This window comes from Enterobacter sp. MGH 4, from assembly GCF_000534735.1.
Lineage (GTDB): Bacteria > Pseudomonadota > Gammaproteobacteria > Enterobacterales > Enterobacteriaceae > Enterobacter > Enterobacter intestinihominis.
In genome coordinates this window covers 157,616-168,615 of sequence record NZ_KI973289.1, presented here as the reverse complement: position 1 = coordinate 168,615, position 11,000 = coordinate 157,616, and the positions used below count along the sequence as shown (strand labels likewise).

The window sequence follows — 11,000 nt, the reverse complement described above, 5'->3', positions numbered from 1 at the left end:
TGGGCGATTAGCTCAGTTGGTAGAGCATCTCCTTTACACGGAGGGGGTCGGCGGTTCGAGCCCGTCATCGCCCACCATTTCGGGTCGTTAGCTCAGTTGGTAGAGCAGTTGACTTTTAATCAATTGGTCGCAGGTTCGAATCCTGCACGACCCACCAATGTAAAAAAGCGCCCTAAAGGCGCTTTTTTGCTATCTGCGATATAGCACATCCCCATTGCAGCCAAACCGCTTGTTTTACTCAAGCTCACGCCTTCTTTGCCGATACCTCTATTTTATGGCGAAAAGGATCTCAATATGACAACTCTTAAGCCCGTTTCTCTGTCGGCGATGGAAATCGGCAGCGTAGATAACAGCTCCGGCGGAAACGACATTGCTTCTCAGATCACCCGTCTGACCAAACAGATAACGAAAGTCACTCAGCAACTCAAAGAAGTCGCCATGGGTGATGCCACAGCGGAAGAAAAGCAAAAGCAGCAAGAATTGCTCGAATCTCAGCTGGCCATGTTGCAGGCACAGCTGGCGCAATTGCAGCGTCAGCAGGCAGAAGAGGCGATGCCAAAACAGGAAAGCGGTCAGGCCGTGGCGGAAGGCGTCAATAAACCCTCCGCAGAACATCAGATTGATATCTATATCTGATCATTGGTTTCGTTAAAAAGTGGATCGCGCGCGCGGGCCTCCATCAGACGCCTGGCCTGCATACGCACCACATCCCAGCAGGCGTGTGCCGCGCCGGAAAGTGACCTGTTTTTACGGCGTACCAGCATCAGCTGGCGTTCAATACAGGGCAGGAAACGCTTCACCGTTAAACGACTCCCCTGCGGCAGTGGCAGCGCCAGCGCCGGCAGAACGCTGATGCCAATCCCCGCTTCGACCATCGGGAAGAGCGTGGCAGGATGCCCAATCTCCTGCACAATGGTTGCCTTTACGCCCTGTGCGGCCAGTGCGGCATCTATCAGCGGGCGGCTACCTGATGCATAATCCTGTAACACCAGGTTTGCCCCCTGTAAGGCTTGCCAGGCCACCTGCGACAGCGATGCCAGAGGATCATCATCGCGGCAGAGCAATAAAAAGGGTTCCGAGAGTACCACTTCACATTCCAGGTCGCTTACCGCTCCGGGATCGATAACAATCCCGAAATCCACATCCCCCTGACGAATACTCTCCAGTACCCACTGCTGCGGCCTGTCGTGCAAAACAAAATCGATATCCGGATAGCGGTGATTACTTTCAGCGATGCACTGGGGAATAAGATGCGCCGAAATCGTCTGGCTCGCCGCCACTCTCACGGTACCGGAAAGCTGTTGTCCAAGCCGTCCGACGTCTCTCAGCGTACTGTTCAGTTCATCCAGCAGCCTTTCCAGACGCGTTGCCAGCTGATGTCCCGCTTCGGTGAGCACCACTTCGCGCGTAGTGCGGTCGAGCAGTTTCACGCCGGTTTGAGTTTCCAGCTCTTTCACGCTATGGCTCACCGCCGACTGGCTGAGGCCAATCATCTCCCCTGCCCGACTGAAGCTGTGGGCCTGCGCGACGGTGACGAAAACACGAAGCTGACGTAGTGAATAATTCATCTGTTTAATTCATGAATGGATGCAATAAATCAATTTTATTTCTCAAAGGGAAGAAAGCACAATAGCGGCATCTGTTTTCAGGAGTGATTATGAAACTTTTTCGTATCCTTGATCCGTTTACGCTGACCCTGATTGGTGTCGTCTTGCTGGCCTCGTTCTTCCCGGCGCGGGGCGGTTTCGTTCCGGTCATTGAAGGGCTGACCACGGCAGCCATTGCCCTGTTGTTCTTTATGCATGGCGCCAAACTCTCCCGGGAAGCCATTATTGCAGGCGGTAGCCACTGGCGACTGCACCTCTGGGTAATGTGCAGCACCTTTATCCTCTTCCCTGTTCTGGGCGTGCTGTTTGCCTGGTGGGCGCCGGTGAATGTCGATCCGGCACTCTATACCGGTTTCCTTTATCTGTGCATTTTGCCGGCCACCGTGCAGTCTGCTATTGCCTTTACCTCGCTGGCGGGCGGCAACGTCGCGGCGGCGGTCTGTTCTGCTTCGGCTTCCAGCCTGCTCGGGATCTTTGTTTCACCGCTGCTGGTCGGTCTGCTGATGAACATGCATGGTGCAGAAGGTAATCTGGAGCAGGTGGGTAAAATTTGTCTGCAACTGCTACTGCCGTTTGTGCTCGGACACTTATCCCGCCCCTGGATTGGAGCGTTTGTGGCGAAACACAAAAAATGGATCGGGAAAACGGACCAAAGCTCCATTCTGCTGGTGGTTTACACGGCCTTCAGCGAAGCCGTGGTGAACGGCATCTGGCACAGGGTGGGTGCAGGATCGCTGCTGTTTATTGTGGTGGTAAGCATTGTTCTGCTGACCATTGTGATCGCGGTTAACGTCTTTGTGGCCCGCAAATGCGGCTTCAATAAGGCCGATGAAATCACCATCGTATTCTGTGGATCGAAAAAGAGCCTGGCCAACGGGATCCCGATGGCCAATATTCTGTTCCCGACGTCGGTCATTGGGATGATGGTACTGCCGCTGATGATTTTCCATCAGATCCAGCTGATGGTGTGTGCGGTACTGGCGCGGCGTTACAAGGCACAGACTGAAAAGCTGGCGCAGGAAGAGACCCGCGCCGCGAAAGTTTAAGGACGTTTCAGGGGCTGCACCAGCTGGGTCAGCCCCTCTGTTTTGATCAGTAATGTGATAGCCATCAGCTCGCCAAGACGCCCGGCAGGAAACTCATCCTTACGGGCAAACCACAGCAGATATTCTTCCGGTAAATCAATCAGCCTGCGGCCCTTATATTTACCGAACGGCATCTCCGTATTGGCGATCTCAACGAGCTGCTCTTTTTCCACATCACTCTCCTAAAAGGCGCATCATTTCCGCTTCATCGATCACCTCGATGCCGAGCTCCTGCGCTTTTGCCAGCTTCGAACCGGCCGCTTCCCCGGCGATCACCAGGTCGGTTTTCTTTGACACGCTTCCCGCCACTTTTGCCCCAAGCGCCACCAGGCGCGCTTTCGCGTCATCACGCGAGAGCTGGCTCAGACTGCCGGTCAGCACCACCGTTTTACCGGCAAACGGGCTGTCGATCTCTTCTGCATTAACCACTACCGGTGCGGGCCAGTGAATGCCCTGTTCCAGTAATTTACCGATCACTTCACGGTTGCTCTCTTCGGCGAAGAAGTTGAAGACGTGGGTAGCGACTACTATACCAACGTCAGGGACTTTCTGTAGTTCGTCGATGGTGGCTTTCTCAAGAGCCTCCAGCGTGCCGAAATACGCCGCCAGCCCTGCCGCCGTCGCCTCTCCGACTTCACGAATGCCGAGCGCGTAAAGGAAACGGGCAAAGGTAGTATTTTTGGCCGCCTCAAGCGCATTGACCACGTTCTGGGCAGATTTCGGCCCCATACGATCAAGACCGGTCAGCTTACCTGCCGTCAGGGTAAAGAGGTCCGCTGGCGTATGGACATACTCTTTCTCAACTAACTGGTCGATGATCTTGTCACCCATTCCGTCGACGTCCATCGCCCGGCGGGAGACAAAGTGCTTCAGGGACTCTTTACGCTGCGCGCCGCAGATTAACCCGCCCGTACAGCGCGTTACCGCTTCACCTTCCACGCGCTCAACGTCCGAACCACATACCGGACAATGGGCAGGAAACTCGATGGCACGGGTATCGGCAGGACGTTCTGATTCCACTACGTTAACCACCTGCGGGATCACATCGCCCGCGCGGCGAATCACCACTTTGTCACCAATTCGCAGCCCCAGACGGGCAATTTCATCGGCGTTATGCAGCGTAGCGTTACTGACCAGCACGCCAGCCACCTGCACAGGCTCCAGACGCGCCACAGGCGTAATCGCCCCCGTACGTCCTACCTGAAATTCCACGTCGCGAACGAAGGTCATCTGCTCCTGCGCCGGGAACTTAAAGGCCACTGCCCAGCGTGGCGCCCGGGCAACAAAACCCAACTGTTCCTGCAATGCCAGGGAGTTAACCTTGATCACTACGCCATCAATATCAAACCCAAGCGTGGGACGATCTTCTTCAACCTTGTGATAGAACGCCAGCACCGCCTCTGGAGAGTCGCAAAGCTGCACGCGGTTGCTTACCGGCAAACCCCACTCTTTGAACTGCATTAAACGACCCAGGTGGGTATCCGGCAGGTCACCGCCTTCCAGGATCCCGACGCCGTAGCAGAAGAAAGTAAGCGGTCGCTTCGCGGTGATACGCGGATCGAGCTGGCGCAGCGAACCTGCCGCCGCGTTACGCGGGTTTGCAAACACTTTACCCCCGGTACGACGCGCTTCTTCATTGATCTTCTCAAACCCCGCCTGCGGAAGGAAAACTTCCCCGCGCACTTCCAGCCGCGCAGGAATATTATCGCCACGCAGCTTCAGCGGGATCGCACGAATGGTGCGCACATTGGTGGTGATGTCTTCCCCGGTGGTGCCGTCGCCGCGCGTTGCGGCACGTACCATCACGCCGTTCTCATAAAGAATGCTGACGGCCAGACCATCCAGTTTTAGCTCGCAGCACCAGCTAAGATTGTCGACGCTCTTCAGGCGATCCTGCACGCGCTTGTTGAAAGCCAGAAAACTCTCTTCATCAAACACGTTATCCAACGACAGCATCGGCACTTCGTGGCGCACCTGGCTGAAAGCACCCAGCGGTTCCGCGCCGACGCGCTGCGTTGGGGAATCGGGCGTAATCAGCTCCGGGTGCTGCGCTTCCAGCTCGCGCAGTTCACGCATCAGGCGGTCATATTCCGCATCCGGCACTTCCGGTGCGTCCATAACATGATAGAGATATTCATGATGGCGAAGCGTGGTTCGCAGTTCAGTAAGTTGTTGTTCGATTGAGTCCATATCGCACCATCAATGAGAAAAACCCCCGAAAGGCGGGGGTTGAGGAGGAGTTGAAGTAAACGCGACGATTACGCGTTAGCTTCCTTAACTTCGCGGATGCGGTCCTGATATTCGCGCAGTTTCTGCGGCGTCATCATACGACGCTGATCGTCGAGCACAACACCGCCCACTTCGTCGGCGATGTGCTGAGCGGACTGTAGCATCAGCTTAAAGTTTTGCAGCTCGTCACCGTAGGACGGCACCTGCATAAAGATCGTAACCCCAGGCGTGACGAAATCACCGGTCATTTCCGGGTCAAACGTGCCTGGATTGACCATATTGGCCAGGCTGAACAGCGCCGGACCGCTACCGTCAGGACTCAGGTGGCGATGGAAAATATTCATGTCGCCGAACTTGAAGCCTGCCTGTTGGATGCTGTTAAGCAGCACGTCACCGTTCAGATGGGTGCCATGATGAGCAGCCACATTCATGATGATTACCGCTTCTTTACGCTGCGGCTTTTCAACAACCGGTTCTGGCTCTGCAACCGGCTCTGGCTCAACGCGCGGAGCGGGCTGTGGCGCAGGCGGTTCAGGCTGCGGCTGCGGTTGTTCTACCGGCTGCGGCTGTTGCACTGGCTGTGGCTGATGCACTGGCTGTGCAGGCTGTTGCACAGGTTGCTGCTGTACAGGCTGTGGCGCAACGGGCTGCTGTTGCACAGGCTGCTGGGACGGATGACGAACAGGTTCTTCCACTGGCGGCGGCGCTGGCTGGCGCGGCTGGGCAGAGGCATACGGTGGTTGATACTGGTGCTGCGGAGCGCGGGGAGCTTCATGCTCTCCATGCGCTGCGCCGGGCGCAGTATTGACCCGATGAACACGAACTTCACCCACGCCGTCGTCGTCAAGACCGTCGATGTCGTCTTCAACGTCATCGTCTTCGCGACTGGACTTCATGCGCTTCAGTGGACGATCGCGAAACATAGAGGAACGCTCTTTACGGCTGGTCCAGAAACCATGTACCAGTAAAGCGATTATGGCGATCGCGCCAACAATGATTAATATCAGACGCAAATCCTGCATCATTATATTCTCTGTTGTTCTAACACCTTGCCACCACGGCAAACATTTACTCACTAAGAGTATTTGCCGTTTACGTCAAGTGCAAGTGTATGCAGAGCATTCACAGCATAAAGATGAACTAAATCGTGCTTTTTGCTGGTTTTTCGAACATTTCCGAACTGGTCATTGGCCCGTAACTGGATAATATAGGCGGGCAATTCCACTGGTTGTGTAAAAAGGAGTACAGCCTGGTATGGTTTCAACATCTTCTTCTGCCCCACGCAGCGGGGTCTGGTACTTTTCTCAGGGCTGGAAACTGGTCTCCCTGCCGGGCATTCGACGCTTCGTTGTTTTGCCGTTACTGATCAACATTATTCTGATGGGGGGCGCGTTCTGGTGGTTGTTCACCAGACTGGAAAGCTGGATCCCTTCCCTGATGAGCTATGTGCCGGACTGGTTACAGTGGTTGGACTACCTGCTCTGGCCGGTTGCGGTTATCTCCGTGCTGCTGGTTTTCGGCTATTTCTTTTCGACGATAGCTAACTGGATAGCCGCGCCGTTCAACGGTCTGCTGGCCGAACAGCTGGAAGCGCGCCTGACCGGTGCGGCGCCGCCTGACACGGGCGTACTGGGGATCGTGAAAGATGTCCCCCGCATCATGAAGCGCGAATGGCAGAAGTTTGCGTGGTACCTGCCGCGGGCGATTGTGCTGCTCATCCTTTATTTTGTACCCGGGATCGGCCAGACGGTCGCACCCGTGCTGTGGTTCCTGTTCAGCGCCTGGATGCTTGCTATCCAGTACTGTGATTATCCGTTCGATAACCACAAAGTGCCGTTTAAAGAGATGCGCACTGCCCTGCGTACTCAGAAGGTTGCCAATATGCAGTTTGGTGCCCTTACCAGCCTGTTCACCATGATCCCTTTCCTGAATCTGTTCATCATGCCCGTTGCCGTTTGCGGCGCGACGGCGATGTGGGTGGACTGCTACCGTGCTAAGCACGCGTTATGGAAGTAATGCAAAAATGTGTAAAAGAGGGGTGGCTTATGCCGCCCCTTATTCCATACTGATCCCCATTATTTCCTTGCAGCATATACATATGCGATTTCCTTACTTCCCCATACCTGTTCAACAGGTATGCTGGGTCGGTATCCCAATTTCATACAGTTAAGGACAGGCCATGAGTAAGATTTATGAAGACAACTCGCTGACTATCGGTCATACGCCCCTGGTTCGACTGAACCGTATCGGTAATGGACGCATTCTGGCGAAGGTGGAATCTCGTAACCCAAGCTTCAGCGTTAAATGCCGTATCGGTGCGAATATGATTTGGGATGCTGAAAAGCGTGGCGTGCTGAAACCTGGCGTTGAGCTGGTTGAACCCACCAGCGGCAATACCGGTATCGCCCTGGCCTATGTTGCGGCGGCGCGCGGCTATAAGCTGACGCTGACTATGCCTGAAACCATGAGTATTGAGCGCCGTAAGCTGCTGAAAGCGTTGGGTGCGAATCTGGTCCTCACGGAAGGCGCGAAAGGCATGAAGGGCGCGATTCAGAAGGCCGAAGAAATCGTCGCCAGCGATCCTGCAAAGTATCTGCTGCTCCAGCAGTTCAGCAACCCGGCCAACCCGGAAATTCATGAGAAAACCACCGGCCCGGAAATCTGGGAAGATACCGACGGTCAGGTTGATGTGTTTATCTCCGGCGTAGGCACCGGCGGTACGCTGACCGGGGTGTCTCGCTATATTAAAGGCACGAAAGGTAAAAAAGATCTGATTACCGTTGCCGTTGAGCCAACCGACTCTCCGGTTATCGCTCAGGCGCTGGCAGGCGAAGAGATCAAACCAGGTCCGCACAAAATCCAGGGTATCGGCGCTGGCTTTATTCCAGGCAACCTCGATCTGAAGCTGATCGATAAAGTGGTCGCAATCACCAATGAAGAAGCCATCTCCACGGCGCGTCGCCTGATGGACGAGGAAGGCATTCTGGCGGGTATCTCTTCCGGTGCGGCGGTTGCTGCAGCTCTCAAACTGCTGGAAGACGAAACCTTTACCAACAAGAATATTGTGGTTATCCTACCGTCTTCGGGTGAGCGTTACTTAAGCACAGCACTGTTTGCCGATCTGTTCACAGAGAAAGAACTGCAACAGTGATGCCAGCATGTTAAAAACGCGTAAAAAAGCACCTTTTCAGGTGCTTTTTTGTGGCCTGCTTCAAAGTTTTACCCCTCCTGGCATTGCTTCACCCCGTTGGGTCTGGTATTTAAACCAGCAATTATTTTGATGAGCGAAATTAATCGGTGAACGAAATAGCGCTGCTGAATCGATTTTATGATTTGGTTCAAGTCTTGCTTTCACTGCATAATGTTTAATGACGATTGAAACGTCAGCGCTAACTATACAGGCTAAAGTTAAGTCGCCAGGCTAGACTTTAGTTCCACAACACTAAACCTATAAGTTGGGGAAATACAATGTTCCAGCAAGAAGTTACCATTACCGCTCCGAACGGTCTGCACACCCGCCCTGCTGCTCAGTTTGTTAAAGAAGCGAAAGGCTTCACTTCTGAAATCACTGTGACTTCCAACGGCAAAAGCGCTAGCGCAAAAAGCCTGTTCAAGCTGCAAACTCTGGGTCTGACTCAGGGTACCGTTGTTACCATCTCCGCTGAAGGTGAAGACGAGCAGAAAGCAGTTGAGCATCTGGTTAAGCTGATGGCTGAACTCGAGTAAGTTTACCGGGTTCTTTTCAATATCAGTCACAAGTAAGGTAGGGTTATGATTTCAGGCATTTTAGCATCCCCGGGTATCGCTTTCGGCAAAGCATTGCTGCTGAAAGAAGACGAAATCGTCATTGACCGGAAAAAAATTTCTGCCGACAAGGTTGATCAGGAAGTTGAACGTTTTCTGAGCGGTCGTGCCAAGGCATCTGCGCAACTGGAAGCGATTAAAACTAAAGCTGGCGAAACTTTCGGTGAAGAAAAAGAAGCCATCTTCGAAGGGCACATTATGCTGCTCGAAGATGAGGAGCTGGAGCAGGAAATCATAGCCCTGATTAAAGATAAAGGCATGACGGCCGACGCGGCTGCGCATGAAGTTATCGAAGGTCAGGCAACTGCCCTGGAAGAGCTGGACGATGAATACCTGAAAGAGCGTGCGGCTGACGTACGTGACATCGGTAAGCGCCTGCTGCGCAACATCCTGGGTCTGGCCATCATCGATCTGAGCGCGATTCAGGACGAAGTCATCCTGGTTGCCGCTGACCTGACCCCGTCTGAAACCGCACAGCTGAACCTGAACAAGGTGCTGGGTTTCATTACTGATGCAGGTGGACGTACCTCCCACACCTCTATCATGGCGCGTTCTCTGGAGCTGCCAGCCATCGTGGGTACCGGTAGCGTCACCTCGCAGGTGAAAAACGACGACTATCTGATTCTGGATGCCGTAAACAACGTGGTTTACGTCAACCCAACTAACGATGTGATCGAGCAGCTGCGTTCCGTTCAGGAGCAGGTTGCTACCGAGAAAGCGGAACTCGCTAAACTGAAAGATCTGCCAGCCATCACGCTGGACGGCCATCAGGTTGAAGTGTGCGCTAACATCGGTACCGTACGTGACGTTGACGGCGCTGAGCGCAACGGTGCGGAAGGTGTTGGTCTGTATCGTACTGAATTCCTGTTCATGGACCGCGACGCCCTGCCAACGGAAGAAGAGCAGTTTGCAGCGTACAAAGCGGTTGCGGAAGCGTGCGGCTCGCAGGCCGTTATCGTCCGCACCATGGATATCGGTGGCGACAAAGAGCTGCCGTACATGAACTTCCCGAAAGAAGAGAACCCGTTCCTGGGCTGGCGTGCTGTGCGTATCGCCATGGATCGCAAAGAGATCCTGCGTGACCAGGTTCGCGCTATCCTGCGTGCATCCGCTTTCGGTAAGCTGCGCATCATGTTCCCGATGATCATCTCTGTTGAAGAAGTGCGTGCACTGAAGAAAGAGATTGAAATCTACAAGCAGGAACTGCGTGACGAAGGTAAAGCATTTGACGAGTCAATCGAGATCGGCGTGATGGTGGAAACACCGGCAGCCGCGACCATTGCACGTCATTTAGCCAAAGAAGTTGATTTCTTTAGTATCGGTACCAATGATTTAACGCAGTACACCCTGGCAGTTGACCGTGGTAATGATATGATTTCACATCTCTACCAGCCAATGTCGCCGTCTGTACTGAATTTGATCAAGCAAGTTATTGATGCTTCTCATGCAGAAGGTAAATGGACTGGCATGTGTGGTGAGCTTGCAGGCGACGAACGTGCTACACTTCTGTTGCTGGGTATGGGTCTGGACGAATTCTCTATGAGCGCCATTTCCATCCCGCGCATCAAGAAGATTATCCGTAACACGAACTTCGAAGATGCGAAGGTATTAGCAGAGCAGGCTCTTGCTCAACCGACAACGGACGAGTTAATGACGCTGGTTAACAAGTTCATTGAAGAAAAAACAATCTGCTAATCCACGAGATGCGGCCCAAATTACTGCTTAGGAGATAAGTCTAATGGGTTTATTTAGTAAACTGTTCGGTGACAAAAGCAATAGCGACTCCGGAACTATTGAGATTGTTGCTCCGCTCTCCGGCGAGATCGTCAATATCGAAGACGTGCCGGATGTAGTGTTTGCTGAGAAAATCGTTGGTGATGGCATTGCTATCAAACCAACTGGCAACAAAATGGTTGCTCCAGTTGACGGTACCATTGGTAAGATTTTTGAAACCAACCATGCGTTCTCTATCGAATCCGATAGCGGTATCGAACTGTTCGTTCACTTCGGTATCGACACCGTTGAACTGAAAGGCGAAGGCTTCAAACGTATCGCGGAAGAAGGCCAGCGTGTTAAAGTTGGCGACCCTGTAATTGAATTCGATCTGCCACTGCTGGAAGAAAAAGCGAAGTCTACCCTGACTCCGGTTGTTATCTCCAACATGGACGAAATCAAAGAGCTGATCAAACTGTCTGGCAGCGTTACCGTGGGTGAAACCCCGGTTATCCGCATCAAGAAGTAATTCTTGCCGCACGGTAAAATGGCGCCTTCGGGC

11 protein-coding genes and 2 tRNA genes are annotated in these 11,000 nt (G+C 53.5%); 9 read left to right on the top strand and 4 right to left on the bottom strand.

Features of this window, described 5'->3' with window-relative positions:
* Nucleotide 1: 1 nt before the first annotated feature.
* The 3 genes from L350_RS21305 (at nt 2) to L350_RS21315 (ending at nt 636) form a co-directional block, all read left to right on the top strand.
* Nucleotides 2-77, top strand: a tRNA-Val gene (locus tag L350_RS21305).
* A 4-nt stretch (nt 78-81) separates the two neighbouring features.
* A tRNA-Lys gene (locus L350_RS21310) sits at nt 82-157 on the top strand.
* A gap of 137 nt (nt 158-294) precedes the next feature.
* Nucleotides 295-636 carry a FlxA-like family protein gene (locus L350_RS21315; RefSeq protein WP_022648939.1) on the top strand — a complete coding sequence of 114 codons (342 nt, stop codon included), beginning with the start codon at nt 295-297 and terminating at the stop codon, nt 634-636.
* Here the strand turns inward: L350_RS21315 and L350_RS21320 are convergent.
* The gene (locus L350_RS21320) at nt 627-1,568 is read right to left on the bottom strand and encodes a LysR family transcriptional regulator (protein WP_032623827.1); all 942 of its coding nucleotides are present in this window, start codon (nt 1,566-1,568) and stop codon (nt 627-629) included. The two genes, L350_RS21315 and L350_RS21320, sit on opposite strands and share 10 nt — an antisense overlap.
* 89 nt (nt 1,569-1,657) lie before the next feature.
* Here L350_RS21320 and L350_RS21325 point away from each other — a divergent pair, with 89 nt between their 5' ends.
* Nucleotides 1,658-2,653, top strand: a complete 996-nt coding sequence (locus L350_RS21325; protein ID WP_022648941.1) for a bile acid:sodium symporter family protein — start codon at nt 1,658-1,660, stop codon at nt 2,651-2,653.
* Here the strand turns inward: L350_RS21325 and L350_RS21330 are convergent.
* From L350_RS21330 to zipA, 3 genes are all read right to left on the bottom strand, one after another.
* Entirely contained in the window at nt 2,650-2,865 is a 216-nt protein-coding gene (locus tag L350_RS21330) for a DUF3820 family protein (protein WP_003861328.1), read from the bottom strand. The genes L350_RS21325 and L350_RS21330 overlap by 4 nt on opposite strands.
* 1 nt (nt 2,866) lies before the next feature.
* Nucleotides 2,867-4,882, bottom strand: a complete 2,016-nt coding sequence (gene ligA, locus L350_RS21335) for an NAD-dependent DNA ligase LigA (RefSeq protein ID WP_032623825.1) — start codon at nt 4,880-4,882, stop codon at nt 2,867-2,869.
* Nucleotides 4,883-4,950: 68 nt separating this feature from the next.
* Nucleotides 4,951-5,946 (bottom strand): cell division protein ZipA, encoded by a 996-nt coding sequence (gene zipA, locus L350_RS21340; protein ID WP_032623824.1) that lies wholly within the window; start codon nt 5,944-5,946, stop codon nt 4,951-4,953.
* Between the two features lie 229 nt (nt 5,947-6,175).
* Between zipA and cysZ the strand changes: the two genes are divergently transcribed.
* The 5 genes from cysZ (at nt 6,176) to crr (ending at nt 10,967) form a co-directional block, all read left to right on the top strand.
* The gene (gene cysZ, locus L350_RS21345; RefSeq protein WP_032623822.1) at nt 6,176-6,937 is read left to right on the top strand and encodes a sulfate transporter CysZ; all 762 of its coding nucleotides are present in this window, start codon (nt 6,176-6,178) and stop codon (nt 6,935-6,937) included.
* Nucleotides 6,938-7,100: 163 nt separating this feature from the next.
* Nucleotides 7,101-8,072 (top strand): cysteine synthase A, encoded by a 972-nt coding sequence (gene cysK, locus L350_RS21350; protein ID WP_006811453.1) that lies wholly within the window; start codon nt 7,101-7,103, stop codon nt 8,070-8,072.
* A 317-nt stretch (nt 8,073-8,389) separates the two neighbouring features.
* Nucleotides 8,390-8,647: a phosphocarrier protein Hpr gene (ptsH, locus tag L350_RS21355; RefSeq protein WP_000487600.1), complete on the top strand. Its 258-nt coding sequence runs from the start codon at nt 8,390-8,392 to the stop codon at nt 8,645-8,647.
* Between the two features lie 45 nt (nt 8,648-8,692).
* Complete coding sequence (gene ptsI / locus L350_RS21360) at nt 8,693-10,420, top strand: phosphoenolpyruvate-protein phosphotransferase PtsI (protein WP_022648945.1); 1,728 nt, start codon at nt 8,693-8,695, stop codon at nt 10,418-10,420.
* Between the two features lie 43 nt (nt 10,421-10,463).
* A complete protein-coding gene (gene crr, locus L350_RS21365; RefSeq protein WP_022648946.1) occupies nt 10,464-10,967 on the top strand; it encodes a PTS glucose transporter subunit IIA in 504 nt (167 codons plus the stop codon).
* The last annotated feature ends 33 nt before the right edge of the window (nt 10,968-11,000 follow it).

What these genes read in the sequence shown, in the direction of transcription:
- L350_RS21315 (WP_022648939.1), top strand. Translation starts at nt 295, where the DNA reads ATGACAACTCTTAAGCCCGTTTCTCTGTCGGCGATGGAAATCGGCAGC.
- L350_RS21320 (WP_032623827.1), bottom strand. Translation starts at nt 1,568, where the DNA reads ATGAATTATTCACTACGTCAGCTTCGTGTTTTCGTCACCGTCGCGCAG.
- L350_RS21325 (WP_022648941.1), top strand. Translation starts at nt 1,658, where the DNA reads ATGAAACTTTTTCGTATCCTTGATCCGTTTACGCTGACCCTGATTGGT.
- ligA (WP_032623825.1), bottom strand. Translation starts at nt 4,882, where the DNA reads ATGGACTCAATCGAACAACAACTTACTGAACTGCGAACCACGCTTCGC.
- zipA (WP_032623824.1), bottom strand. Translation starts at nt 5,946, where the DNA reads ATGATGCAGGATTTGCGTCTGATATTAATCATTGTTGGCGCGATCGCC.
- cysZ (WP_032623822.1), top strand. Translation starts at nt 6,176, where the DNA reads ATGGTTTCAACATCTTCTTCTGCCCCACGCAGCGGGGTCTGGTACTTT.
- cysK (WP_006811453.1), top strand. Translation starts at nt 7,101, where the DNA reads ATGAGTAAGATTTATGAAGACAACTCGCTGACTATCGGTCATACGCCC.
- ptsH (WP_000487600.1), top strand. Translation starts at nt 8,390, where the DNA reads ATGTTCCAGCAAGAAGTTACCATTACCGCTCCGAACGGTCTGCACACC.
- ptsI (WP_022648945.1), top strand. Translation starts at nt 8,693, where the DNA reads ATGATTTCAGGCATTTTAGCATCCCCGGGTATCGCTTTCGGCAAAGCA.
- crr (WP_022648946.1), top strand. Translation starts at nt 10,464, where the DNA reads ATGGGTTTATTTAGTAAACTGTTCGGTGACAAAAGCAATAGCGACTCC.